Genomic DNA, 25,156 nt, shown 5'->3' with positions numbered 1-25,156 from the left:
GAAAGGCGCAGGTGCTCGTACAGTCAGCGCATTTAGACCATCTCTATACCATCTTCCTCATTCGGCTGTTGCCGCTGGCGCTGACGTAGTTCATTGACTTGCCCCATCAGCTGTCGAGTTATCGCGTCCGAGTCGATGCTACCCACCATGGCGGCAGCGGTATCGAGCGTTTGTCGGCCTGTTGCAAGTGCCGAGTTGATGCCATTGCGTGTGGATTCGAGCGCTTGGTTTGCGCCGTTACGCGTGGCTTCTATGGCGTGGCTTGTCCCGTTGCGTGTTGCCTCGAAGGCGTGCTTTGTCCCGTCACGCGCGGACTCCATCGCCTGGCGAGCGGCCGCTTTGGGGGCCGCGTGGTTGTCTTTGTCGTACCACTCTGAGGCTTTATCGGCCACTTTCTGACCCACGGCGTTCATGGCGCCGTACACGCCAAACGCCGTAGCTGAGCCGACAAGGTTGATCGCGTTGTTGACCGCAGCCTTGGCCAGAGGATTGCTGATTGGGGCCGTAGCCGCTTTCTGAATGGCGCTGACCCCGCTAAACGTTGCCGCAAAGCCGCCATTGGCCAGAACGCTACGCGCGGTACCGAGGCTTCGTACGCCGTCCAGGGTACTACTCAGGGTGCCCATCGCGGCATTGCCTACCCGGCTGGCACCATGACTGGCCATGGCCTTCCAACTGGTGTCTTTGGCCGCTTTATAGATGTCGTACCAGTCCCTTTCATCAGCGAGATTTTCCTTGGGCTCGGCATCTTTGCGCGCGAAGATTTGCGCAGGATCGCGTAGGCCACTCTTTTCTTCCCGCATACGTGCAAGATGCGCTGACCCCATTGTCGCTAAAACACCGCCGGCACTGGTGATTGTCGTCCCGGCGTTCGCGGCCTTGGTTGTCGCTGCCGCTTGCGCTTCCGGCCGAAGACCGGGCTGATTCGCCTGAGAAGAGAGGTGTGTGTCAAGGCCGTTACGCAACACATTACGCACACTGAACGTTTGCATTTCCGCGGCGCCAGTACCGGACTGAGTCAACCATCCTGGCTCCTTGTCTTTCAACGCCTCCACCATGACATCGTGCAGGTTGTCCTCAGGTGCTTTGAAAAACAGCAAGTCCTTGTTCATTTCATTCTGAGCGGCGGTGGATACCTGATCGAGCGCGACCGCTTCTAGAGCAGCAACCAGGCCTTGAGCTGCCGCTTCGGCATATGGGGAAGTGGTGCCAGCAAGGCTGGTCAACATCTTGGCAGGGGCCTCCACCAGGTTGGGTTTGAGATGCTGAGCAATCGCAACCAAGGCGAACGGCAATCCTGCGACCAATGAAGAGCCTGACGTCGACTTGCTGTCGAGTGAATGGGCGTTATCCAGCGTTCTGCGAACTGAATCGAGATCTTCGCCTTCACTCGCCAGCAGCTCGGCTCGGGAGCTCACCAGAGCGTCGATCTTTGTATTGTGCTCGGCGACTTTCGCATGATCTTGCGCGCTAGCGCCTGGTGGCAGCGTGGTGGGTTTGCGATATTTCTGGAACATACCGTCCAGGTGTTCATGTATCTCACGCTGGTTCTGTGCTTGGCGCTGTGCTGCACTTATCTCGGTTGCCCGGCGGCCCTCGGCGCGAGAGTCATTTTCGACCTGGGTATGCGATACAGCTGGTAATGCAGGGGTACCGCGCGAAACTCCATCCATAACGAATCCTCTTTTCTTTATGAAATACAAGGCATCAAGCCGCGTAGCAGGGCAGTCAGTGATGTTGCTGTTTCATCGTTGTTATGTGCTTTGGGCTGAAATGGCCTAGCTCCTTGCGCGCAGTTGGAGGGCTGGGGCAGTAATCAGCCGCCTTCTCCAGTGAGAAAGCCATATCGCTGGGTGGTTTGGGCGGCGAACTGGTTCCCTGCGTGAGTCAACTACGTTACCCACAAGCGGCTGATCGAGCCTTGGAGGTTGCGGATCACTGCGCCAGAGCGCTGCGGATGCCGAGCGAGGAGGGAGGATGCTGGAGGCGGTCAGCTACATAGCTGGAGAGACTGGAGGCAGTCACAGGGCTCAGCCAAGCAGGCTGTTCTGCGTACGATCCGCTGCAGGCTTGCCCTGCAGCGGCTGTTGTCGGGGTTGTGGTTTCAGTCAGTGGAGGCCAGGGTGACAGAGCCGGAGCTCAGCATTTTGGCTGATGTTCATTGATCCTCGAAGAAGCGCTCATGCCAGCCAACCAGCGGCTGGGGCGCGTTGAGCTTGTCGCCGTAGATCACCGCGTAGGACAGTACGTTCTGCACGTATTGGCGGGTCTCGTTGAACGGAATGTTCTCCACCCACACGTCGTAGGACAAGTGATCGGCGCCGCGCAGCCACTGGCGCACGCGGCCCGGGCCTGCGTTGTAGGCGGCCGAAGCGAGCACCCGGTTGCCGTTGAACTGGCCGTAGATCTGGCTCAGGTAGGCGGCGCCCAGTTGGATGTTGACGCTGGGCAGCAGCGCGTTGTTAGGGTTGCTCAGGGGGATGCCGAACTTGCGCGCGGTCTCCTTGGCAGTGGCCGGCATCACCTGCATCAGGCCCAGGGCCCCGGCGTGGGACTTGGCATCGGCCATGAAGCCGCTCTCCTGGCGGGTGATGGCGAATACCCAGCTCGAATGCAGGCCGCGCTTCTTGGCTTCCGCGGTTAGCGGCTCGCGATGGGCCATGGGGAAGCGGATGTCCAGGTCGTCCCAGTACTTGGCCTGGCTGATGGTACGGATTGCCGGGAAATACCATTGCATGTCGTAGGCCAGGCGCGCCTGGGCGACCAGCTCGTCACGGTCGAAATGGCGGCTGGCGTGGTACCACTCGCGGCGGCCTTCGACGATCTGTCCGCGGTCGTGGAATTCCATGGCGCGGCGGATGCCGGGCGCGTTGCGTACTTTCTTGATCACGGCAGGGCTGAGCTGCAGCGGTGCATTCTTCAGGTAATAGGGCTCCTTGACCTGGTCGGCGGCCATGAAACCATAGAAGTCGCGCTCCTTGGCCAGGTCGTGGAACAACGGCTGGGCGGCCTTGCTGTTGGGCTGGGCCAGTTGCAGGCTGCGCGCCTGCCAGTAGCGCCAGCGGTTGGTGCTGGCCAGGGACTCGGGCATGCGGCTGATCAGCTTATTGGCTTCGTCCCAGCGGCCCAGGCGCAGCAGCAGGCGGGCGCGCCACTCGCTGACGGTGTCGTCACGCAGGTTGGGGTCGTACTTGGCCATGATGTCGAGGGCGCGTGGGTCGAAGCGGCGCGCCAGGGTCAGGCCGATCTCGTTGGCGATGGCGACCTTTTCCTGATCGGAAAAATGCATGCGCTGGGAGTAGCCCTCGAGCAGGCTCAGGGCCTGTTCCGGATCCTGGCGCGCGAGGCGACGCAGACCGAGGCTGACCACGTCACCCATGGCGTCGTCGGCCGGCGTGAAGCGGGCGGTCTGGGTGAGAATCTGCGGTTTCTGAGCGACTTCCACGAGGAGCTTGCCGTGGTTGCTCAGGGTCGGCAGGTCCTTGCTCAGGAAGGTTGCCAGGCTGTAGTTGCGCGCTTCGGCGGCCAGTTTGGCGCGCTGCCAGCGACGTTGCTCGGTCAACTGGCCTTCGGCGGCCCAGCGATCGAACAGGCGGTCACAGGCTTCGGGCTGGGATTTGCCCACCAGCCAGAGCTTCTCGGCGGTGGCATAGCCTTCGGCGGTCTGGCCCTGGGCAAGCTGGCGCTGGCCGTTCAGGCAGTCCAGTTCGGTAAAGTTGAGCCCCGGGTCGTAGTACTTGGCGAAGGTTTGCCATTCGCCGCGTTCGGCGAGCCAGCGCAGCCAGCGCAACTTCATCCAGTTGGCCTGGGGCAGGTCACCATGGGCGGCGAGAAAGGCTTCGATTTCCTGATTGCTGGCCCATTTCAGCCGTGCGGTCAGCTCGTCGTAGGTCAGATACGGCGTCAGCGGGTAGTCGCGCAGCGCGCTGGCGTAGCGCTCGTAAGGCCCCTTGTCACCCTTGGCGAGAGCGGCCTTGGCCTCGTCGTAGTACTGGCGTTGCTGCTGCAGGCTCGCGGCCTGGCTCAGCGTGGATGTGGCGGCGCAAAGAATCAGGCAGGACAGCAGACTGGGCAAACGACAGCGCATGGCACTTCCGGGGTCATCTCGTGATCGGGCGCGACTGGCTGGTGCCGGTCGCCTGATGTGCCCTTGGGGCGGTTACCGGTGTGCGCCGCTGCGAAACGTGCATCGTCAGGCGCGGCGGCGGCAATGGTCGCTAGCTTAGCCTTTTGCCTGCGTGCCGCGAAAGGGCCGCCGGTACATGGCGCATGTCTGTTTATGTCACATCAATGCGGGCTCACAGACGCCGCCGGCCATCTCGGTTAGAATACGCGCCCGTTTTTGGTTGGCGCACGCGTCGGCCAGATCACTTTCGTGGTCGGCAGCAACGAGGCCTTGGTCGCGCCCCAGGTTTTCGTCCACCACTCCCGCGTATTGTCCGAGGCAACCCTGATGACCCTGCTCAAGTTCACCGATGTTTCCCTGGCCTTTGGCGCCATGCCGCTGTTGGACAAGGTGTCTTGGCAGATCGCGCGCGGTGAGCGGGTGTGCATCATCGGTCGCAACGGTACCGGCAAGTCGAGCATGCTCAAGCTGGTCAACGACCAGCAGAAGCCCGACGACGGCACGATCTGGCGGGCGCCGGGCCTGAAGATCGGCGAGTTGCCCCAGGAGTTGCCGGTCGCCGATGGCCGTACGGTGTTCGACGTGGTCGCCCAGGGCCTCGACGGCGTGGGTGATCTGCTCGCCCAGTACCATCACCTGGCGCAGAACTGCGTGACCGAGGAAGACCTCAACAAGCTGATGCATGTGCAGCAGGAGCTGGAAGCGAAGGACGGCTGGCGCCTGCAGCAACTGGTCGACAGTACCCTGAGTCGCCTGCAACTGCCGGCCGACAAGACCCTCGCCGAGCTGTCTGGCGGCTGGCGCCGTCGCGTGCTGCTGGCCCAGGCGTTGGTCAGCGAGCCGGATCTGCTGCTGCTCGACGAACCGACCAACCACCTGGACATCGGCGCCATCGCCTGGCTCGAAGAAGCCATCAAGGATTTTCAGGGCGCCGTGCTGTTCATCACCCACGACCGTGCCTTCCTGCAGAGCCTGGCCACGCGCATTCTCGAACTGGACCGCGGCGGGTTGATCGACTGGAACGGCGATTACGCCAGTTTCCTGGTGCACAAGGAGGCCGCGCTGGCCGCCGAAGAAACCGCCAATGCGTTGTTCGACAAGAAGCTGGCCCAGGAAGAGGTGTGGATCCGCCAGGGCATCAAGGCACGCCGCACTCGTAACGAAGGCCGCGTACGTGCCCTGAAGGCCTTGCGCGTGGAGCGCAGCGAGCGCCGCGAGCGCACCGGCAAGGCCAATATCCAGCTGGATGTGGCGGACAAGTCCGGCAAGCAGGTAATGGTGCTGGAAAACGTCAGCTTCGCCCATCCGGGCGGCCCGCTGCTGATCAGGGACTTTTCCATGGTGCTGCAACGCGGTGATCGCATCGGCCTGCTCGGCGCCAACGGCACCGGCAAGACCACGCTGCTCAAGCTGATGCTCGACGGTCTGCAGCCGACTGTCGGCAAGGTGGAGCAGGGCACCAAGATCGAAGTGGCGTATTTCGATCAGCTGCGCCACCAACTGGATATCGAAAAGACCGTTATCGACAATATTTCCGAGGGCCGCGACTTCATCGAGATCGATGGCCAGAACCGTCACGTGCTGAGCTACCTGGGCGACTTCTTGTTCAGCCCGCAGCGTGCACGCACGCCGGTCAAGGCGCTGTCCGGTGGCGAGCGTGCGCGCCTGCTGCTGGCCAAGCTGTTCAGCAAACCGGCCAACCTGCTGGTGCTCGACGAGCCGACCAACGACCTCGACGTGGAAACTCTGGAGCTGCTCGAAGAGGTGCTTTCCAACTTCAAGGGCACCGTGCTGATGGTCAGCCACGACCGGGCCTTCCTCGATAACGTGGTGACCAGCACCCTGGTCTTCGAGGGCGAAGGGCGAGTCCGTGAGTACGTCGGCGGCTATCAGGACTGGCTGCGCCAGGGCGGCTCGCCGCGCCTGCTCGGTGTGGGCGAGAGCAAATCGGGCAAGGCAGAACTGGGCTCGGCCATCGTCGAAGCACCCGTGGTCGAGGCGGCGGTCGTCGAAACTACCGCCGCTGTACCGGCAGCCAAGAAGAAGCTCAGCTATAAGCACCAGCGTGAGCTGGACGCCATGCCGGAGATGATCGATACCGCCGAGCAGGCGATTGCCGCGCTGGAAGCCAAAATCGCCGATCCGGCCTTCTATCAGCAGCCGGCCGAGCAGACCTCCGCGGTATTGGCGCAACTGCAGGCCCAACAGGAAGAGCTGGATCGCCTGGTCGAGCGCTGGGCTGAGCTGGAAGGCTGACAGGCTAAGGCGGCGCAGCGTCGGAAGGATCGGGTGGGATGACGCCGGGCGGGTACCCGGCGTCATTCGGCAGGGCTGATCAGGCCGCTGGTTTCTTCAGGCTGACCGCCAGTACGTCGCACGGCGCGCCATGCAGCACGTCGTTGGCGGTGGAACCGAGCAGCAGGGCCAGGCCATGGCGGCCATGGCTGCCGACGATGATCAGGTCGCAGTGCTGTTCGGCGGCCAGGCGGTGGATTTCCTGACGCGGCTGGCCGTAGGCCAGGTGACGGTTCTCGGCGGTGAGTTGCGGGTGTTTGATGGCAAAGGCGTCGAGGCGCTCCTTGGCCTGTTCGAACTGCTGCTGTTGCAGCATCGACAGGTCCATCGGCACGTCGCCGCCGAAAGCCATGGCCATGGGTTCGACGATATGCACCACGGAAAGCTTGGCCTGGGTGCTGCTCGCCAGAGCCTGGGCGCGCTTCATTACCGGGTCGCACTCCTCGGTCAGATCGACGGCGACCAGAATGTGCTGGTAGGACATGGGGTTGTCTCCTTACAAGGGTGACCAGTGATTTCAAGTATGGCTGGTTTGAGCATTTACCACAGGTTGCGCAGTCGAGATAGAAATTATGACGGGATGGATCGTTCTCGCCCTACTGGTTTTCGCCCTCAGCCCGTTGGTCTGGCTGGTGCCGTCGCGTCGCCAGCGCGGGCAGATGGACGTGCGCATGCAGGCCCGGCGTCTCGGTTTGGCGATGCAGCTGGCCCGCGAGGAGTGGCCGTACTGGCTGAGTAAAACGCCGCCCAACCCCTGCCCGCAGTACCACAGCCCGCGCCCTAGGGGCCGACAGGACAGCTGGTGCTACTGGCAGAGCGAGCCGGGCAAGTGGCTGAACAAGTGGCAGGAACCCTGCGCGGATGCGTCGCTGAGCGAGCAGCTCGCCACCTTGCCCGCCGACGTCTACAAGGCCGAGGCCACGCCGCAGATGATCGCGCTGTTCTGGGGCGAGCGCGCGCAGCCGGAATCCCTGGCGGCGATTGCTGCCTTTCTCAAGGGCCGCGCCTGAGTCGCAGGCCGGTTCATGGCAATGGATCACGACTGGCTGCCTGGCTGCGCGTAGATCGCGTCGACATCCGCCAGGCTGCGGATGATGCTGTCCGAGTACTTGTTGACCAGAAATGGCACGCTCTTTTCGTTGTAGTTGCGCAGCGAACCCTCGATATAGCGCCATTTGGTTGCCACGCCGTCGAGCGTGGTATTGACCGCCACGCTGTTGCCGGGCTGCTTGCGCAGTGCGGTCAGGCGCGCGGAAAAGTCGGCCACCAGCTCCTCGATGGGGCGTTCGCTGCTGTCCCCCGAAAAACTCGCACCCACCGAGGCGCTACGCGCGGCGTAGTTCACCGCGATGCCTTGCATCAGCACGCTGAGCTCGCGTGTGGCCGCCATCTGTGCGCTGATGGCGCTGTCGTCCATGCGTTGCAGCGCTTCGTAAAGCGCCTGGGCGGTGGCCAGAAGCTGGCGGTTGCGTGCGGCCAGGTCCGCTACCGGCTGCAGGTCCGTGTAGCCCTGTTTCTGCAGCGCGGCCATCAGGGTCGTCAGCTCCCCGTCGTACAACTGCCATTGTTGCTGCAGTTGCGTCTGCAGGCGCGCGGCGCCCACATCGGCCAGGTTCGCCAATTTGTTCAGCCCGTCGCGCGCCTGTTGGCGTGAAGCGTCGATCATTCGCGCGTAACGCTGATCGCCTTCCATGGCGTTGTACATGTAGAAGTCGCCCAGGCTTTTCTGGGTGGCGAGATGGAAGGTCTGCAGATGCTGGAAATCGGTGGTGGTGCTGGCGTGCCCGGTGCTCGAGAGCAGCAGGGCGGTCAGCAGGAGGGTACGCAGAGAGAAGGCACGCAAGTAGGCTGGCATGCTGGCACCTCGGGTCATCGCTCGTTCTTGTTGTTTTTTTGGTATTCGGTGGCAGCCGAATGGCCGCGACTCTACCCGCGGTCGGGCGTTTTGGCTAGCGCCTGCAAAGGGGTTATCTGCGCCGCCCGAATGATGTGTTATCGACACCGATGATCGACTTTTCGCCCAGGCTGAAAGTGACTGTATGGTCTGCGTAGTGCCGGCTTCACTCGGCTACATAACGCCAATTGACAATCGCAGGCTTTTCCGAGAAGGTGTGCTCACCCAAATCAAACGGGCGTATGAATTGAGCGTTTGCCTCGCTGGCAGTGCCCAATTCAGTCCGACTATCGCATCGGCGGGTAGCTCTTTTTCGTCTACGTTGTTCGTAGCGTGAATTGGCCGGTTGGCTCCGGTGTGTACTGTTCAGATTCCCTTAGCGTGGAGATCAGTTGATGATTTACGAAGGTAAAGCCATCACGGTTAAGGCTCTTGAAAGCGGCATCGTCGAACTCAAGTTCGACCTCAAGGGTGAGTCCGTCAACAAGTTCAATCGTCTGACCCTGAGCGAGCTGCGCCAGAGCGTCGATGCGATCAAGGCCGATGCCTCGATCACGGGCGTGATCGTCAGCAGCGGCAAGGACGTGTTCATCGTCGGTGCCGACATCACCGAGTTCGTCGACAACTTCAAGCTGCCCGAGGAGCAGCTGGTTTCCAGCGGCCTGGAAGCCAACCGGATCTTCAGCGATTTCGAAGACCTGAACGTGCCCACCGTGGTTGCCATCAACGGCATCGCCCTGGGTGGCGGTCTGGAAATGTGCCTGGCCGCCGACTATCGGATCATGGCCGAAGGCGCCAAGATCGGTCTGCCCGAAGTCAAGCTGGGCATCTACCCGGGCTTCGGTGGCACCGTGCGCCTGCCGCGTCTGATCGGTACCGACAACGCCGTCGAGTGGATCGCATCCGGCAAGGAAAACCGCGCCGAGGAAGCGCTCAAGGTCGGCGCGGTCGATGCCGTGGTCGCCGCTGACAAGCTGCAGGCCGGTGCCCTGGACCTGATCAAGCGCGCCATCTCCGGTGAGCTCGACTACAAGGCCAAGCGTCAACCCAAGCTTGAGAAGCTCAAGCTCAACGCCATCGAGCAGATGATGGCCTTCGAAACCGCCAAGGGTTTCGTTGCGGGTCAGGCTGGCCCGAACTACCCGGCGCCGGTCGAAGCGATCAAGACCATCCAGAAGGCCGCCAACTTCGGTCGTGACAAGGCCCTGGAAGTGGAAGCCGCCGGTTTCGCCAAGCTAGCCAAGACCTCCGTGGCGCAAAGCCTGATCGGCCTGTTCCTCAACGACCAGGAGCTGAAGAAGAAGGCCAAGGCCCATGACGCCATCGCCCAGGACGTGAAACTGGCCGCCGTGCTGGGCGCCGGCATCATGGGTGGCGGTATCGCCTATCAGTCGGCCTCCAAGGGCACGCCGATCCTGATGAAGGACATCCGCGAGGAAGGCATCAAGATGGGCTTGGGCGAGGCCTCCAAACTGCTCGCCAAGCGCGTCGAGAAAGGCCGCATGACCACTGCGCAGATGGCCGAGTCGCTGAGTGCCATCCGCCCGACCATGTCCTACGGCGACTTCGGCCACGTCGACATCGTCGTCGAAGCCGTGGTCGAGAACCCCAAGGTCAAGCAGGCCGTACTGGCCGAGGTCGAGGCGACGGTCAAGGAGGGCACCATCCTGGCGTCCAACACCTCGACCATTTCCATCAGCCTGCTGGCCAAGGCCCTCAAGCGTCCGGAAAACTTCGTCGGCATGCACTTCTTCAACCCGGTGCATATGATGCCGCTGGTCGAAGTCATCCGTGGCGAGAAGTCCAGTGATGAAGCGGTGGCCACCACCGTGGCGTACGCCAAGAAGATGGGTAAGAACCCGATCGTGGTCAACGACTGCCCGGGCTTCCTGGTCAACCGCGTACTGTTCCCGTACTTCGGCGGCTTCTCCAAACTGCTGAGCTTCGGCGTCGACTTCGCGCGCATCGACAAGGTCATGGAGAAGTTCGGCTGGCCCATGGGCCCGGCGTACCTGTCCGACGTGGTCGGTATCGACACCGGCCACCATGGCCGTGACGTGATGGCCGAAGGCTTCCCGGACCGCATGGCCGTGGAAGGTCGTACCGCCGTCGACGTGATGTACGAAGCCAACCGCCTGGGCCAGAAGAACGGCAAGGGCTTCTACGCCTACGAGACCGACAAGCGCGGCAAACCGAAGAAGGTCAGTGATCCCGAGGCGTACGAACTGCTCAAGTCGATCGTGGCCGAGCAGCGCGAGCTGAGCGACGAGGACATCGTCAACATCATGATGATCCCGCTGTGCCTGGAAACCGTGCGCTGCCTGGAAGACGGCATCGTCGAGACCGCCGCCGAGGCCGACATGGGCCTGATCTACGGTATCGGTTTCCCTCCGTTCCGGGGGGGCGCGCTGCGCTACATCGACAGCGTCGGGGTCGCCGAATTTGTGGCCCTGGCCGACAAGTACGCCGATCTGGGTGCGCTGTATCAGCCGACCGAGAAACTGCGTGAAATGGCCAAAAACGGCCAGACCTTCTTTGGTTAATCGCGCAACGATTGGAGCGAGAGTGAATTTATGAGCCTGAATCCAAGAGATGCAGTCATCGTCGACTTCGGCCGGACCCCGATGGGTCGTTCCAAGGGCGGCATGCACCGTAACACCCGCGCCGAAACCATGTCGGCGCAGCTGATCAGCAAGCTGCTGGAGCGCAACGGCAAGGTCGATCCCAAGGAAGTCGAGGACGTCATCTGGGGTTGCGTCAACCAGACCCTGGAGCAGGGCTGGAACATCGCGCGCATGGCGTCGCTGATGACCCAGATCCCGCACACCAGTGCCGGGCAGACCGTCAGCCGCCTGTGCGGCTCGTCGATGAGTGCGCTGCACACCGCCGTGCAGGCGATCCAGACCGGCAACGGCGATGTATTCGTGGTCGGCGGCGTCGAGCACATGGGCCACGTTGGCATGATGCACGGGGTCGACCCGAACCCTCACCTGTCGCTGTACGCGGCCAAGGCGTCCGGCATGATGGGCCTGACCGCCGAAATGCTGGGCAAGATGCACAACATCAGCCGCGAGGCCCAGGACAAGTTCGGCGTGCGTTCGCACCAGTTGGCCCACAAGGCCACGGTGGAAGGCAAGTTCAAGGACGAGATCATCCCGATGCAGGGCTATGACGAGAACGGCTTCCTGAAGGTCTTCGACTACGACGAAACCATTCGCCCGGAAACCACCCTGGAAAGCCTGGCCAACCTCAAGCCGGCGTTCAACCCCAAGGGCGGCACCGTGACCGCGGGTACCTCCTCGCAGATCACCGATGGCGCTTCCTGCATGATCGTCATGAGCGCCCAGCGCGCTCAGGATCTGGGTATCCAGCCGATGGCCGTGGTGCGTGCCATGGCCGTGGCCGGTGTCGATCCGGCGATCATGGGCTACGGCCCGGTGCCGTCCACCCAGAAGGCGCTCAAGCGCGCCGGCCTGACCATCGACGACATCGACTTCGTCGAGCTCAACGAAGCCTTCGCGGCCCAGGCACTGCCTGTGCTCAAGGACCTCAAGCTGCTCGACAAGATGGAAGAGAAGGTCAACCTGCACGGCGGCGCCATTGCGCTGGGTCACCCGTTCGGTTGTTCCGGGGCGCGTATCTCCGGTACCCTGCTGAACGTGATGAAGCAGAACAGCGGCACCTTTGGCGTGGCGACCATGTGCGTTGGCCTTGGCCAGGGCATCACCACGGTGTTCGAGCGCATCTGAGGATTCGCCAGGGGCTGCTGCGCCGCACGCGTTTCGCGCAGCAGGCTTTGGCAAAATCCGTTGTATGGGTTGCACGACCGGGGCTTCTGCCCCGGTTTTTGTTTTTTTGCGTTGCGCCAATGTGCGCGGGCCCTGGTGAAAATCACGGTCGACCCTTTCTATCAGACGAAAAATATTTCCAGGAAATTGAATGATGTCGCTGCAACCCGGTCTCTACCGTCATTACAAAGGTCCCGAGTACCGCGTGCTGGGCGTGGCCAGGCATTCGGAGACGGAAGAGGAAGTCGTCGTCTATCAGGCGTTGTACGGCGAGTTCGGGCTCTGGGTAAGGCCGCTGGCGATGTTCGCCGGTGAGGTCGAACTGGACGGCAAGCGGGTTCCACGCTTTGCTTTCGTCGAGGCCGAGGCGAGCGTTCTGACCCGTCCCTGACGGCACATCAGGAAGCGGTCGCCCTTGACCTCGCCTTGACCGCCACTATATATAGCGGGGCCAAAGCTGATCGCAGGGCAGTCATGATCGTGCAAGAGCGCGATATCGGTCTGGAACCCGCGGCAGCACCACGCTTTTTGCGTTCGCTTCATCGGGCGAGCGCCTTCATCGTCGACGTGATTAGCGTCGGCCCGATACGCCCAATAGTGTTTCCAGGCGTCCGTCGCCTTCACCTACCGAATTTCAGGAATTTTCCAATCCATGGGTAAATCGCTGGTCATCGTGGAATCCCCGGCCAAGGCCAAGACAATCAACAAGTACCTGGGTAGCCAGTACGTGGTGAAGTCGAGCATCGGCCATATCCGCGACCTGCCCACCAGCGGCGGGGCGGCTACCAAGGAACCTGCCAAGCGCGGCAAGGCAGCAGCAGGCGAAGCGCCGGCGCTGTCGCCGAAGGAAAAGGCCAAGCGCCAGCTGTTCGCGCGGATGGGCGTCGACCCGGAGCATGGCTGGAAAGCCAAATACGAAATCCTGCCCGGCAAAGAAAAGGTGGTCGAGGAACTGCGCCGCCTGGCCAAGGAAGCCGACACCATCTATCTCGCGACCGACTTGGATAGAGAGGGGGAGGCCATCGCCTGGCACCTGCGCGAATCCATCGGTGGCGATGACAGCCGCTACAAACGCGTGGTATTCAACGAAATCACCAAGAAGGCCATCCAGGAGGCGTTTTCCGCCCCGGGCGAGCTGGATATCAACCGTGTGAACGCCCAGCAGGCGCGCCGCTTCCTGGACCGCGTGGTGGGCTACATGGTCTCGCCGCTGCTGTGGGCGAAGATCGCCCGTGGCCTGTCGGCCGGCCGCGTGCAGTCGGTTGCGGTGAAGCTGGTGGTCGAGCGCGAGAAGGAAATCCGCGCCTTCGTACCCGAAGAATACTGGGAAGTGCACGCCGACCTGGGTACCGCCAAGGACGCCCAAGTGCGTTTCGAAGTGGTTCGTGAGAACGGCGCCGCCTTCAAGCCGCTGAACGAATCCCAGGCCATGGCCGCGCTGGCGACCCTCAAGGCGTCGAGTTACAGCGTCGCCAAGCGCGAGGACAAACCGACCAGCAGCAAGCCGTCGGCACCGTTCATCACGTCCACTCTGCAGCAGGCAGCGAGCACGCGCCTGGGCTTCGGGGTGAAGAAGACCATGATGATGGCCCAGCGTCTCTACGAGGCCGGCTACATCACCTATATGCGTACCGATTCGACCAACCTGTCGGCCGACGCCATCGAGATGGTGCGCGGCTTCATCGACAGCGAGTACGGCAAGAAATACCTGCCGGAGAAGCCCAACTTCTACTCCAGCAAGGAAGGCGCCCAGGAGGCGCACGAAGCGATCCGACCTTCGGACGTCAACCTGCGCCCGACCCAGCTGTCCGGCATGGAGCGCGATGCCGAGCGCCTGTACGAGCTGATCTGGCGCCAGTTCGTGGCCTGCCAGATGCCGCCGGCCGAGTACCTGTCGACCACCGTGACCGTCACCGCTGCGCAATTCGAACTGCGTGCCAAGGGCCGTATCCTCAAGTTCGACGGTTACACCCGCGCCCAGCCGCAGATGAGCAAGCCGGGCGACGACGCCGTGCTGCCGGAAATGAAGGAAAGCGAGTCGCTCAAGCTGATCAAGCTCGACCCCAGCCAGCACTTCACCAAGCCGCCGGCGCGCTATTCGGAAGCCAGCCTGGTCAAGGAAATGGAAAAGCGCGGCATCGGCCGCCCGTCGACCTACGCGGCGATCATTTCCACCATCCAGGACCGCGGCTACGTGGCCCTGCACAATCGCCGCTTCTATTCCGAGAAGATGGGCGACATCGTCACCGAGCGCCTCAGCGAGAGCTTTTCCGACCTGATGGACTACGGCTTCACCGCCGGCATGGAAGAGAACCTCGATGACGTCGCCCAGGGCGAGCGCGAGTGGAAGAACCTGCTCGACGAGTTCTATGGAGACTTCAAGAAGAAGCTCGAAGTGGCCGCCGACGGCGACAGTGGCATGCGTGCCAACACGCCGACGCTGACCGATATCCCGTGCCGCGAATGTGGCCGGCCGATGATGATCCGCACCGCGTCCACCGGTGTGTTCCTCGGTTGCTCGGGCTATGCCCTGCCGCCGAAAGAGCGCTGCAAGGCCACCATCAACCTGGTGCCGGGCGACGAGATCGCCGCTGACGACGAGGGCGAGTCGGAATCTCGCGTGCTGCTTGGCAAGCATCGCTGTCCGATCTGCGCCACCGCCATGGACGCCTATCTGCTGGATGAAACCCGCAAACTGCATATTTGCGGCAACAACCCGGATTGCGCCGGCTATGAAATCGAGCAGGGCCAGTTCCGCATCAAGGGCTACGAAGGCCCGAGCCTGGAATGCGACAAGTGCGGCAGTCAGATGCAGCTCAAGACCGGCCGCTTCGGCAAGTTCTTCGGCTGTACCAACAGCGAGTGCAAGAACACCCGCAAGCTGCTGCGCAATGGCGAGCCTGCGCCACCCAAGATGGACGCGGTGAAGATGCCGGAGCTCAAGTGCGAGAAGGTCGACGACACTTACGTGCTGCGCGACGGCGCCTCGGGGCTGTTCCTGGCCGCCAGCCAGTTCCCGAAGAATCGCGAAACCCGCGCGCCGCTGGTGCTGGAACTGATTCCGCACAAGGACGAGATCGATCCGAAGTACCACTTCCTGATCGATGCGCCGGCCAAGGATCCGGAAGGCCGCGCAGCGGTCATCCGCTACAGCCGCAAGACCAAGGAGCAGTACGTGCAGACCGAAGTGGACGGCAAGCCCACTGGTTGGAAGGCGTTCTTCGACGGCGGCAAGTGGAAGGTCGAAGACAAGCGTTGATCCGTGTTCGGTGCGCGCTTGATGGGCGCACCTGAAGGAGTGCAAATGGCTGGCGAACTGTATACCCGCACCAACCAGAAGATCTTTTACGCCGGGCTCTCCCTGGAGTCCTGGCGCAAGGCCGAGGAAGGGCGGGCGATGAATGCCCAGGCGCTGGTACAGGCCGAGCGCGAGGCTACGCTGTTCCACCTGTACGGCGCGTTGCTCGGGCTGTGCCATGAAATCGCCGGTTTCTACCGCTTGCCCAACAGCAGCGCGGCCCGTGCCGAAGTGCTGCTCGATCGTCAGAACCTCGATGGGGCGCCGAGCCCGGAGCTGGCTGAGCTGATCGAGTTGGCCGAGAACCGGCAGACCTGGCTGGGGCAGCTTCTGGCCGCCCATGCCGAGCTGTTCAAACCGCCGCGTCCGCCGCGCGAGCAGAAGAGCGATCCCGGCGCTTCGACGTTGATCGAGGCGGTAAGCGTGGGCGACGAGCCGCCATTGCTCGAGCGCGAAACCCTGGAAAGCTGGCGGCAGGAACTCAAGGCGCTGGCCCAGCGTTTTCGTGTCGGCCTCAGTGAGTGGTAATCACGCCGCTTGCCATTGATTGAACGCCCGTTCGGCAATTGGCGGTTTTTTCGCCAAGCGATCGGGCGGGCTCGCTGTTACACTGGGCGGCCTTTCGTGGAGAACCCGAGTCATGCCTACGTCTTTCCTTGAAATCGTCGAACTGCCCGATGGGCGTATCGCCCTGCGTCGAGCCGACGATGAGGAAGCACTGGTGGTGCTGGACTTCTCGGAAGATGCCAAGGCGTTCCTGCAGGGCCAGCATGTGGAGGTCGCCAAGGCGATGCTCAACGTCGGCGTGCAGATGGCCGGCCGAATGGCGGAAGGTGATTTCGAGCACGAAGAAGACGAGCAGCCGCGCGTTCTTCACTGACAGGCATTCGTCTGCATCCAGTCAGGCGAACGCAACTAAACGAAAGGCCAGCATATTGCTGGCCTTTGTCTTTCTGGATTGATGCTTACCCGCTGCTGAATCTTAGCCCAGGCTGATGTTCAGGCTTTGCGCCTTGCCGATACGGGCGGCAGCTTCCAATTGCTGGCGTGCATGTTGGGGCAGGGGATGCAGCCAGCTGACCACGGTATGGCTACGACCGAGCTTCAGTGCTTCCTGGGCCAGTTGCAGTGCGCTCTGATTGTGGCGTGGTTGCAGCAGCAAAATGCGCTCGCGGTTCAGGCCCGCCTCGCGAAGCCAGCTCTGGGTCAGGCTGGCGGGTGGGGTGATCAGGGTCAGCCAGCGCTCGTCATCTTTCTCACTCAGTTCCCGCAGCATGGGCGCCAGTAGCGTCAGGCAATGCCCCGCGGCACCACGCAGCGACACCTCGCTGAAGGTGGCTTCGTGGCTGGTTGGTTCCTCGACGGCTGCGATGGTCGATGCCAGGAAGGCATCGAACAGGGGCAGCTGGTTACGGCTCAACGACTGGGGAAACTGCATGACGCCTCCAATTAGCGGCGGATGACGCCGACACTCAAACCTTCGATGATCAGGTCCTGCTCTTCCAGATTCACTTCGATCGGGGCGAACTCCGGGTTTTCCGCCAGCAGCCAAACGGTGTTGCCTTCACGCTTGAATCGCTTGACCGTCACTTCGTCATCGATGCGCGCCACTACCACCTGGCCGTTGCGTGCCTCGCTGGTGGTGTGCACCGCCAGCAGGTCACCGTCGATGATGCCGATATCCTTCATGCTCATGCCGCGCACGCGCAGCAGGTAGTCGGCCTTGGGGCGGAAGAAGTCCGGGTTGATCCGGCAGGCCTCCTCTATATGCTGCTGCGCCAGGATGGGTGCGCCGGCGGCGACCCGGCCGATCACCGGCAGGCCATCTTCCTCTTCCTGGTTGGGTTCGAAACCCGGAATACGGATACCGCGGGAAGCGCCTGGGGTCATCTCGATGGCGCCTTTGCGCGCCAGGGCCTTGAGGTGTTCCTCGGCGGCATTCGGCGACTTGAAACCGAGCGCCTGAGCGATCTCCGCGCGGGTCGGCGGGTAGCCGTTGTCTTCCAGGCACTGCTTGATGAAGGCGAGAATTTCGCCTTGGCGGGGCGTCAGCTTGATCATGTGAGGCGCTCTGGCTTTTTATACAGTGACTGGTATTATATACAGTAAGGCGTGCTTGGCAATCGATTGATGAAGGTGCCGCCCATATAAGAACTTGTTCAGAGTGTTGTATGCGCATGAAGAGGCAACTACAAGGCAGAGGCGGACATCGTTGCTTCACCTGTGGGACCGTCCATGCCCGTGATTTTTCGCGGGCATGGCCCGCTCCCACAGCCACGTAGGGTGGATGACGCTCTTTTCATCCACCGTTGCGATCACGAAGCGGTGGACGGGTCGGGCCGCTTAGGTGAAGCGTCGTCTACGCGACCCGGTCCACCCTACAAATGTCCGCCCCACTTAGCCGCCAAAGTCGACGAACCTGGGCTTAAAGATTATGAACAGGTTCTAACAGCCGGGCGGCGGATGACCGGTAGCCTTCGAGACACCGGATAGCGTGGTTGCGTGCGACGCTATCGCCAAATGATGACTGAGCATCCAGAATACGCCTTGCGCGACTTGACAGTGGCACGCGCTGAAACGTATGTTTCAAACACTTGTTTGTCTGGTGGATGTCATGGCGCAATCTGAAACCGTTGAACGCATTCTCGACGCTGCGGAGCAGTTGTTCGCGGAGAAGGGCTTTGCCGAAACGTCGCTGCGCCTGATCACCAGCAAGGCCGGGGTGAACCTGGCGGCCGTCAATTATCACTTCGGCTCCAAGAAGGCCCTGATCCAGGCGGTGTTCTCACGCTTTCTCGGGCCATTCTGCACCAGCCTGGAGCGTGAACTGGACAAGCGCCAGAGCAAGCCAGGGGTCACCTTCAGCCTAGAGGAGCTGCTCGAACTCCTGGTCGAGCAGGCCCTGGCGGTCAAGCCGCGCAGTGGCAACGATCTGTCGATCTTCATGCGCCTTTTGGGCCTGGCATTCAGCCAGAGCCAGGGCCACCTGCGTAAATACCTCGAAGAGGTCTACGGCAAGGTGTTCCGCCGCTACATGTTCCTGGTGCATGAAGCTGCTCCCGGTATTCCTCCCCTCGAGCTGTTCTGGCGCGTGCACTTCATGCTCGGTGCGGCGGCGTTCAGCATGTCCGGCATCAAGGCGTTGCGCGCCATGGCCGAAAGCGACTTTGGCGTGGACACCTCCATCGAGCAGGTGATGCGCCTGATGGTGCCTTTCCTGGCGGCCGGCATGCGTTCGGAGAGCGGCGTGACCGATCCGCGCCTTGCCGCTGCCCAGCTCATTCCTCGCCACAAAAGCCCGCCCATCATCAAGCCATGAGTCGGGGGCACTGCTTGCCCGTGGCTCCTGGCTGCCCCTAAGCTAGCGTCCTTCGAGATAACCGCCCACGGCCCGGAACTCTGGCCGGCACCAATGTCCCATGGGCGTGAAGCTTCTATTCAAGGAATACGCGTTGTGACGACTCCCCTGTATGGCTCCCTGATGGTGGACATCGCCGGTACCTGGCTGACCGCCGAAGACCGCCAGTTGCTGCGCCAGCCCGAAGTGGGCGGCCTGATCATCTTTGCCCGCAATATCGAGAGCCCGCGCCAGGTGCGTGAGCTGTGCGAGTCCATCCGTGCGATTCGTCCCGATCTGCTGCTGGCGGTGGATCAGGAAGGCGGTCGCGTGCAGCGTCTGCGTCAGGGCTTCGTGACGCTGCCGGCCATGCGGGCGATCGCCGGTTGCGCCGACGCCGAGCAACTGGCGCGCCAGTGCGGCTGGTTGATGGCCACCGAAGTGTTGGCGGTGGGGCTCGATCTGAGCTTTGCCCCGGTACTGGATCTGGACCACGCGCGCAGCGCGGTGGTCGGCCATCGCGCCTTCGAGGGCGACCCCGAGCGCGCTACCCAGCTGGCCGGGGCCTTTATCCGCGGTATGGCAGAGGCGGGCATGGCCGCTACAGGCAAGCATTTCCCTGGCCATGGCTGGGCCGAGGCCGACTCCCACGTGGCGATTCCTACCGATGAGCGCAGCCTGGAGGAAATCCGCCAGAACGATCTGCGGCCCTTCGCGGCGCTGAGTCGTGACCTGGCCGCCGTGATGCCGGCCCACGTCTTTTACCCGCAGGTCGATAGCCAGCCGGCCGGCTTCTCGCGTCGCTGGCTGCAGGACATCCTGCGCGGCGAGCTGGGCTTCGATGGAGTGATTTTCAGTGACGACCTGTCGATGGCGGGCGCCCACGTGGTTGGTGATGCGGCCAGTCGTATCGAGGCGGCGCTGACTGCCGGCTGCGACATGGGCCTGGTATGCAACGACCGGGCGGCCGCGGAGCTGGCCCTGTCGGCCGCGCAGCGTCTCAATGTCTTTGCACCCAAGGGCCTTGCACGCATGCGTCGGCGGGCCTTTCCGGGCGTCGACTATCGCCAGGATCCGCGCTGGGCGCAGGCGCTTTCGGCGCTACGCGCGGCGCAGTTGGTGGAGTGAGCTTGAGGCGAGTCGCCGCGAAGTGACAGGGTAGGCAGTCTGTGGGAACGGGCCATGCCCGTGACTTCTTTCGCGGGCATGAACTAGGCGTCCCCGTCCGCTCCCACAGAGTATTACTTTCGGCTGTGTCTGCTTTAGCTCAACCACAAACGCTCAGGGCCGCATAAGCGGCCCTGATCATTTTCAGCTCTTCACCGTCGCCAGCAGCCGCTCCATCAGTGCTTCCAGGGTATTGAAGCGTTCCTCGGCGCGCTCCATCGGTACCGAGAAGCGGAACAGCGTGGCACCTTCGAACTTGTAGCGGTTCGGCGCGCTCTGGATCAGCTTGATCAGCGTCAGCGGATCGACCGGTGTTTCCGCCGCGAATTCGATGCGCCCGCCCTGCGGGCCCGCATCGATCTTCTTGATGCCCAGCCGCTCGGCTTGCAGCTTGAGCAGCGTGATGCGCACCAGGTTCTTGGTCGGCTCGGGCAGCAGGCCGAAGCGGTCGATCATCTCCACCTGCAGTTCCTTGAGGCCGTCCTCGTCGGTGGCGTTGGCGATGCGCTTGTAGAGGATCAGGCGGGCGTGCACGTCCGGCAGGTAGTCCTCGGGGATCAGCGCCGGCACCCGCAGGTTGATTTCCGGGCCGCCGCCCAGGGGCTGGTCGAGGTTCGGTTGCTCGCCCTTGCGGATCGACTTGACCGCACGTTCGAGCATTTCCATGTACAGGGTGAAACCGACCGCCTGAATCTGACCGCTCTGGCCGTCGCCGAGCAGCTCGCCGGCGCCGCGGATTTCCAGGTCGTGGGTGGCGAGCACGAAGCCGGCACCCAGGTCCTGAGCGTTGGCGATGGCCTCCAGGCGCTTTTGCGCATCGTCGGTCATCTGCTTGCGTGGCGGGGTCAGCAGGTAGGCGTACGCCTGATGGTGGCTGCGGCCGACCCGACCGCGCAACTGGTGCAGCTGGGCCAGGCCGAACTTGTCGGCACGCTCGATGATGATGGTGTTGGCGCTCGGCACGTCGATGCCGGTTTCGATGATGGTCGAGGCGATCAGCACGTTGAAGCGCTTGTGATAGAAGTCGCCCATCACCTGTTCCAGCTCGCGCTCGTTCATCTGCCCGTGGCCGATGCCGATACGTGCTTCGGGCACCAGCTCGGCCAGATCCGCCGCGCATTTCTCGATGGTTTTCACGTCGTTGTGCAGGTAATACACCTGACCGCCGCGCAAGAGCTCACGCAGCAGCGCTTCCTTGATGGTCGGCTTGTTCTGCTCCATGACGAAAGTGCGTACCGACAGGCGCCGCGCCGGCGGGGTGGCGATGATCGACAGGTCGCGCATGCCCGACACGGCCATGTTCAGGGTGCGCGGGATTGGTGTGGCGGTCAGGGTGAGAATGTCCACCTCGCTGCGCAGGGCCTTGAGGGCCTCCTTCTGGCGCACGCCGAAACGGTGTTCCTCGTCGATGATCACCAGGCCAAGGTTCTTGATCTTGACGTCGTCCTGCAGCAGCTTGTGGGTGCCGATGATGATGTCGATCTTGCCCTCGGCAAGCTGCTCGATGGCGGCGCTGACTTCCTTGGCGCTCTTGAAGCGGCTCATCACCTCGACGGTTACCGGCCAGTCGGCGAAGCGGTCGCGAAAGCTGTTGTAGTGCTGCTGGGCGAGCAGGGTGGTGGGGACCAGAATCGCCACCTGGCGGCCGCCGTGCACGGCGATGAACGCCGCGCGCATGGCCACTTCGGTCTTGCCGAAGCCGACGTCGCCGCACACCAGGCGATCCATCGGCTTGGCGGCGAGCATGTCTTCGCGCACCGCCTCGATGGCGCTCTGTTGGTCCGGCGTCTCCTCGAACGGGAAGCCGGCGCTGAAGGTTTCGTAATCGGCCTTTGGATCGCGGAACGCGTAGCCTTCACGGGCGGCGCGGCGTGCGTAGATGTCGAGCAGCTCGGCGGCGACGTCGCGCACCTGTTCGGCAGCCTTGCGCTTGGCCTTCTGCCAGGTTTCCGAGCCCAGGCGATGCAATGGCGCCAGGGCGTCGTCGCTACCGGTGTAGCGGGCGATCAGGTGCAGGCTGGCCACTGGCACGTAGAGCTTGGCTTCCTCGGCGTACATCAGCGCCAGGAACTCGGCGGCCTGGCCGTCGAACTCCATGGTCACCAGGCCCAGATAGCGGCCTACGCCGTGATCGATGTGCACCACCGGTGCGCCTTCGCGCAGCTCGGTAAGGTTCTTGATCACGTTGTCGCCGGCATCGCGGGTCTTCTCGCGGCGACGGCGCTGCATGATGCGTTGGCCGAACAGCGGGCTTTCGGCGATCAGCGCGATATCTTCGAGCTGCAGGCCTTCATCGAGCGGCGCGATGGTGATGCCCAGGCGCTCCTTGCTCGCGCAGAACTGTGGCCAGCCCTCGACTTCCTTGGGCTTGAGCTTGAGACGGGCGAGCAGCTCGAGCAGCACCTCGCGGCGCCCCGCGGATTCTGCGCAGAACAGCACGCGGCCCGGATACTCCTCGATGAAGCGGCGCAGCGCCGCCAGCGGCTCGCTGGTCTTGGCCTGGATCGCCAAGTCGGGCAGGGCGGCGGCCTCGAAGCGCGTGCGGCCAACGCCCGGCTCGATGTCGTCGGCGCTGACCACTACGCGCGGCCAGTCCTTCAGGCGCGCGAAGCAGTCCTCGACCGGCAGGAAGATATCGGCTGGTGGCAGCAGCGGGCGCTCGAGGTCCACGCGGCGCTCGTCGTAGCGGTTGCGTGCGTCGAGCCAGAACTGCTCGGCAGCCTTTTCGATACCGGGTAGCGAGAACACCTGGGTGTCCTGGGGAAGGTAGTCGAAGAGGGTGGCGGTTTCCTCGAAGAACAGCGGCAGGTAGTACTCGATGCCCGCCGGGGTGATGCCGGTGGACAGGTCCTGATAGATCGGGCAGCGCCGGAAGTCGACATCGAAGCGCTCGCGGAAGCGGCCGCGGAAATCGGTGACGGCTTTCTTCTCCAGTGGAAATTCCCGTGCCGGCAGCAGCTTGATCGACTCGACCTTGTCGATCGAGCGCTGGGTTTCCGGGTCGAAGGTGCGCAGGGTTTCGATCTCGTCATCGAACAGATCGATACGGAACGGCTGCTTGCTGCCCATGGGAAACAGGTCGATCAGCGCGCCGCGTACGGCGAACTCGCCATGCTCGTAGACGGTATCGACATAGCGATAACCGGCCGCCTCCAGGCGCGCGCGCATGTCGTCGACATCGATGCGCTGGCCCACGTCCAGCACCAGGCTGCTGCCCAGCAGGAAACGCTTTGGCGGCAGGCGATGAAGGGCGGTGGTGATCGGCACCACCAGCACGCCATGGCTCAGCGACGGCAGGCGATAGAGCGCCGAAATGCGCTGGGAGATGATGTCCTGGTGCGGCGAGAACAGGTCGTAGGGCAGCGTTTCCCAGTCTGGGAAATGCAGCACGGGCAATTCCGGCGCGAAGAAGCTCAATTCCTGCTCCAGGCGCTCGGCGCTCTGGCTGTCGGCGGTAAGCAGCAGGGTGAAGCGTTTGGCGGAGCTGGCCGCCTCGGCGATGGCCAGGCTCAGCGCGGCACCGGGCAGGTTGCCCCAGTGTTGTTTACCGGCGGTGGCCGGCAAGGACGGCAGACGCAGTACAGGCACGGGTGGCTCGCGATTGGTAACGATATGGCCCCCGATTGTAACTATCCGCGAGGATGACTGTCAGTGTTTCGACCGCTGCAGATTGCCGACCCACAGCTGGGTCGTCATAATGTAGCCCCTTTTTTCAGCCCCTACATGTGGAAGGTATTGCCGTGACTCAGAAGCCCGACCAGTGTCTTGGTGAATGGATTGACCGTGAAGCCCTCGCCGAGGCGATGATTCCGCTGATTGGTCAGCTGTACCGCAACAACAACGTGGTGCTGTCGATCCATGGCCGCAGCCTGATCAACCGCTCGGTCATCGAGATTCTCAAGGCGCATCGCTTCGCCCGTCACCGTCAGGCTGATCAGAACGGCCTGGCCGTTCACGATTCCTACGCCGTGCTCAAGGCCATGAGCGAGCTCAAGCTGGGCGCTGCGTCCGTCGACCTGGGCAAGATGGTCGGCAAGTTCAAGGCCGAAGGTAATGGCCGCAGCATCGAGCAGTTCGTCAAGCACGAGCTGGCCGACGTCGCCAACCAGCAGAACGCTTCGCCGCGCAAGGGCACCGACGTGGTGCTGTACGGTTTCGGCCGTATCGGTCGTCTGCTGGCACGCATCCTGATCGAACACACCGGTGGTGGCGACGGCCTGCGTCTGCGTGCCATCGTGGTGCGCAAGGGCGCCGAGAACGACCTGGTCAAGCGCGCCAGCCTGCTGCGCCGCGACTCGGTACACGGCAAGTTCGATGGCACCATCACCATCGACGAAGAGAACAGCACCCTGACCGCCAACGGCAACCTGATCCAGGTGATCTATGCCAAGGACCCGTCGGCCATCGATTACACCCAGTACGGCATCAAGGATGCGCTGCTGGTCGACAACACCGGCGTATGGCGTGATGCCGAGGGCCTGGGCCAGCACCTCAAGTGCCCGGGTATCGACCGCGTGATCCTCACCGCGCCGGGCAAGGGCGCGCTGAAGAACATCGTGCATGGCATCAACCATGGCGAGATCACCGCTGACGACAAGATCATTTCGGCCGCTTCCTGCACCACCAACGCCATCGTGCCGGTACTCAAGGCCGTCAATGACCAGTACGGCATCGTCAACGGTCACGTCGAGACCGTTCACTCGTACACCAACGACCAGAACCTGATCGACAACTTCCACAAGGGCAGCCGTCGTGGTCGTAGCGCCGCGCTGAACATGGTCATCACCGAAACCGGTGCAGCCACTGCCGCTGCCAAGGCACTGCCGGTGCTCAAGGGCAAGCTGACCGGCAACGCGATTCGCGTACCGACGCCGAACGTGTCCATGGCCATTCTCAACCTGAACCTGGAGAAGGCCACCAGCCGCGAAGAGATCAACGAGTACCTGCGCCAGATGGCCATGCACTCCGACCTGCAGAAGCAGATCGATTTCGTCAGCTCCCAGGAAGTGGTTTCCACCGACTTCGTCGGCTCGCGCCACGCCGGTGTGGTCGATGCCGAAGCCACCATCGCCAACGACAACCGCGTCGTACTGTACGTGTGGTATGACAACGAGTTCGGCTACAGCTGCCAGGTGATCCGCGTCATGGAAGACATGGCCGGGGTCAACCCGCCTGCTTTCCCGCGCTGATCGCAGCGCACCGCGCGACACCAGATGGGAGCCTTCGGGCTCCCATTTTTTTGCCTGCCGTT

At 62.8% G+C, this 25,156-nt stretch carries 18 protein-coding genes; 11 read left to right on the top strand and 7 right to left on the bottom strand.

Annotation, left to right across the window (positions count from 1 at the left end; all coding sequences use genetic code 11):
* Window positions 1-32: 32 nt before the first annotated feature.
* Entirely contained in the window at window positions 33-1,673 is a 1,641-nt protein-coding gene (locus BVH01_RS05820; RefSeq protein ID WP_075929424.1) for a hypothetical protein, read from the bottom strand.
* 485 nt (window positions 1,674-2,158) lie between these two features.
* Window positions 2,159-4,087 (bottom strand): transglycosylase SLT domain-containing protein, encoded by a 1,929-nt coding sequence (locus BVH01_RS05815; protein ID WP_075929423.1) that lies wholly within the window; start codon window positions 4,085-4,087, stop codon window positions 2,159-2,161.
* A 366-nt stretch (window positions 4,088-4,453) separates the two neighbouring features.
* Here BVH01_RS05815 and BVH01_RS05810 point away from each other — a divergent pair, with 366 nt between their 5' ends.
* A complete protein-coding gene (locus BVH01_RS05810) occupies window positions 4,454-6,382 on the top strand; it encodes an ATP-binding cassette domain-containing protein (RefSeq protein WP_075929555.1) in 1,929 nt (642 codons plus the stop codon).
* A 79-nt stretch (window positions 6,383-6,461) separates the two neighbouring features.
* Here BVH01_RS05810 and BVH01_RS05805 read toward each other — a convergent pair whose 3' ends face one another.
* The gene (locus BVH01_RS05805) at window positions 6,462-6,905 is read right to left on the bottom strand and encodes a universal stress protein (RefSeq protein WP_075929422.1); all 444 of its coding nucleotides are present in this window, start codon (window positions 6,903-6,905) and stop codon (window positions 6,462-6,464) included.
* Window positions 6,906-6,993: 88 nt separating this feature from the next.
* On the opposite strand from BVH01_RS05805, the gene BVH01_RS05800 reads away from it, so the two are divergent.
* Complete coding sequence (locus BVH01_RS05800) at window positions 6,994-7,431, top strand: hypothetical protein (RefSeq protein WP_075929421.1); 438 nt, start codon at window positions 6,994-6,996, stop codon at window positions 7,429-7,431.
* A 26-nt stretch (window positions 7,432-7,457) separates the two neighbouring features.
* Here the strand turns inward: BVH01_RS05800 and BVH01_RS05795 are convergent, their stop codons facing one another.
* Window positions 7,458-8,276 carry a hypothetical protein gene (locus BVH01_RS05795; protein WP_075929554.1) on the bottom strand — a complete coding sequence of 273 codons (819 nt, stop codon included), beginning with the start codon at window positions 8,274-8,276 and terminating at the stop codon, window positions 7,458-7,460.
* A gap of 434 nt (window positions 8,277-8,710) precedes the next feature.
* Here BVH01_RS05795 and fadB point away from each other — a divergent pair, with 434 nt between their 5' ends.
* The 6 genes from fadB to BVH01_RS05765 all read left to right on the top strand — a co-directional run bounded on the left by fadB (window position 8,711) and on the right by BVH01_RS05765 (window position 16,281).
* On the top strand, window positions 8,711-10,858 hold the full coding sequence (fadB, locus tag BVH01_RS05790) for a fatty acid oxidation complex subunit alpha FadB (protein WP_075929420.1): 2,148 nt from the start codon (window positions 8,711-8,713) through the stop codon (window positions 10,856-10,858).
* Between the two features lie 30 nt (window positions 10,859-10,888).
* Window positions 10,889-12,064, top strand: a complete 1,176-nt coding sequence (gene fadA / locus BVH01_RS05785) for an acetyl-CoA C-acyltransferase FadA (protein ID WP_075929419.1) — start codon at window positions 10,889-10,891, stop codon at window positions 12,062-12,064.
* A 193-nt stretch (window positions 12,065-12,257) separates the two neighbouring features.
* Entirely contained in the window at window positions 12,258-12,494 is a 237-nt protein-coding gene (locus BVH01_RS05780; protein ID WP_075929553.1) for a DUF1653 domain-containing protein, read from the top strand.
* 261 nt (window positions 12,495-12,755) lie between these two features.
* The gene (gene topA / locus BVH01_RS05775) at window positions 12,756-15,362 is read left to right on the top strand and encodes a type I DNA topoisomerase (protein ID WP_075929418.1); all 2,607 of its coding nucleotides are present in this window, start codon (window positions 12,756-12,758) and stop codon (window positions 15,360-15,362) included.
* A 45-nt stretch (window positions 15,363-15,407) separates the two neighbouring features.
* Window positions 15,408-15,929 (top strand): DUF6586 family protein, encoded by a 522-nt coding sequence (locus tag BVH01_RS05770; protein WP_075929417.1) that lies wholly within the window; start codon window positions 15,408-15,410, stop codon window positions 15,927-15,929.
* Window positions 15,930-16,041: 112 nt separating this feature from the next.
* Complete coding sequence (locus BVH01_RS05765) at window positions 16,042-16,281, top strand: hypothetical protein (protein WP_027910358.1); 240 nt, start codon at window positions 16,042-16,044, stop codon at window positions 16,279-16,281.
* Between the two features lie 102 nt (window positions 16,282-16,383).
* On the opposite strand, the gene sulA is transcribed toward BVH01_RS05765, so the two are convergent.
* Together sulA and lexA are read right to left on the bottom strand one after the other, a co-directional pair.
* Entirely contained in the window at window positions 16,384-16,839 is a 456-nt protein-coding gene (gene sulA, locus BVH01_RS05760; RefSeq protein WP_075929416.1) for an SOS-induced cell division inhibitor SulA, read from the bottom strand.
* 11 nt (window positions 16,840-16,850) lie between these two features.
* On the bottom strand, window positions 16,851-17,462 hold the full coding sequence (gene lexA, locus BVH01_RS05755; RefSeq protein ID WP_075929415.1) for a transcriptional repressor LexA: 612 nt from the start codon (window positions 17,460-17,462) through the stop codon (window positions 16,851-16,853).
* Window positions 17,463-18,015: 553 nt separating this feature from the next.
* Here lexA and BVH01_RS05750 point away from each other — a divergent pair.
* On the top strand, window positions 18,016-18,720 hold the full coding sequence (locus BVH01_RS05750; protein ID WP_013792001.1) for a TetR/AcrR family transcriptional regulator: 705 nt from the start codon (window positions 18,016-18,018) through the stop codon (window positions 18,718-18,720).
* Window positions 18,721-18,867: 147 nt separating this feature from the next.
* On the top strand, window positions 18,868-19,866 hold the full coding sequence (gene nagZ, locus BVH01_RS05745) for a beta-N-acetylhexosaminidase (RefSeq protein ID WP_177344603.1): 999 nt from the start codon (window positions 18,868-18,870) through the stop codon (window positions 19,864-19,866).
* 183 nt (window positions 19,867-20,049) lie between these two features.
* Here nagZ and mfd read toward each other — a convergent pair whose 3' ends face one another.
* Window positions 20,050-23,493: a transcription-repair coupling factor gene (mfd, locus tag BVH01_RS05740; RefSeq protein ID WP_075929413.1), complete on the bottom strand. Its 3,444-nt coding sequence runs from the start codon at window positions 23,491-23,493 to the stop codon at window positions 20,050-20,052.
* Window positions 23,494-23,645: 152 nt separating this feature from the next.
* On the opposite strand from mfd, the gene BVH01_RS05735 reads away from it, so the two are divergent.
* On the top strand, window positions 23,646-25,094 hold the full coding sequence (locus BVH01_RS05735) for a glyceraldehyde-3-phosphate dehydrogenase (RefSeq protein WP_075929412.1): 1,449 nt from the start codon (window positions 23,646-23,648) through the stop codon (window positions 25,092-25,094).
* Window positions 25,095-25,156: the final 62 nt, after the last annotated feature.

The sequence above is a fragment of the Pseudomonas sp. PA1(2017) genome, from assembly GCF_001945375.1.
GTDB lineage: Bacteria > Pseudomonadota > Gammaproteobacteria > Pseudomonadales > Pseudomonadaceae > Aquipseudomonas.
This window is presented reverse-complemented; position numbering and strand designations above follow the sequence as displayed.

What these genes read in the sequence shown, in the direction of transcription:
- BVH01_RS05820 (WP_075929424.1), bottom strand. Translation starts at nt 1,673, where the DNA reads ATGGATGGAGTTTCGCGCGGTACCCCTGCATTACCAGCTGTATCGCAT.
- BVH01_RS05815 (WP_075929423.1), bottom strand. Translation starts at nt 4,087, where the DNA reads ATGCGCTGTCGTTTGCCCAGTCTGCTGTCCTGCCTGATTCTTTGCGCC.
- BVH01_RS05810 (WP_075929555.1), top strand. Translation starts at nt 4,454, where the DNA reads ATGACCCTGCTCAAGTTCACCGATGTTTCCCTGGCCTTTGGCGCCATG.
- BVH01_RS05805 (WP_075929422.1), bottom strand. Translation starts at nt 6,905, where the DNA reads ATGTCCTACCAGCACATTCTGGTCGCCGTCGATCTGACCGAGGAGTGC.
- BVH01_RS05800 (WP_075929421.1), top strand. Translation starts at nt 6,994, where the DNA reads ATGACGGGATGGATCGTTCTCGCCCTACTGGTTTTCGCCCTCAGCCCG.
- BVH01_RS05795 (WP_075929554.1), bottom strand. Translation starts at nt 8,276, where the DNA reads ATGCCAGCCTACTTGCGTGCCTTCTCTCTGCGTACCCTCCTGCTGACC.
- fadB (WP_075929420.1), top strand. Translation starts at nt 8,711, where the DNA reads ATGATTTACGAAGGTAAAGCCATCACGGTTAAGGCTCTTGAAAGCGGC.
- fadA (WP_075929419.1), top strand. Translation starts at nt 10,889, where the DNA reads ATGAGCCTGAATCCAAGAGATGCAGTCATCGTCGACTTCGGCCGGACC.
- BVH01_RS05780 (WP_075929553.1), top strand. Translation starts at nt 12,258, where the DNA reads ATGTCGCTGCAACCCGGTCTCTACCGTCATTACAAAGGTCCCGAGTAC.
- topA (WP_075929418.1), top strand. Translation starts at nt 12,756, where the DNA reads ATGGGTAAATCGCTGGTCATCGTGGAATCCCCGGCCAAGGCCAAGACA.
- BVH01_RS05770 (WP_075929417.1), top strand. Translation starts at nt 15,408, where the DNA reads ATGGCTGGCGAACTGTATACCCGCACCAACCAGAAGATCTTTTACGCC.
- BVH01_RS05765 (WP_027910358.1), top strand. Translation starts at nt 16,042, where the DNA reads ATGCCTACGTCTTTCCTTGAAATCGTCGAACTGCCCGATGGGCGTATC.
- sulA (WP_075929416.1), bottom strand. Translation starts at nt 16,839, where the DNA reads ATGCAGTTTCCCCAGTCGTTGAGCCGTAACCAGCTGCCCCTGTTCGAT.
- lexA (WP_075929415.1), bottom strand. Translation starts at nt 17,462, where the DNA reads ATGATCAAGCTGACGCCCCGCCAAGGCGAAATTCTCGCCTTCATCAAG.
- BVH01_RS05750 (WP_013792001.1), top strand. Translation starts at nt 18,016, where the DNA reads ATGGCGCAATCTGAAACCGTTGAACGCATTCTCGACGCTGCGGAGCAG.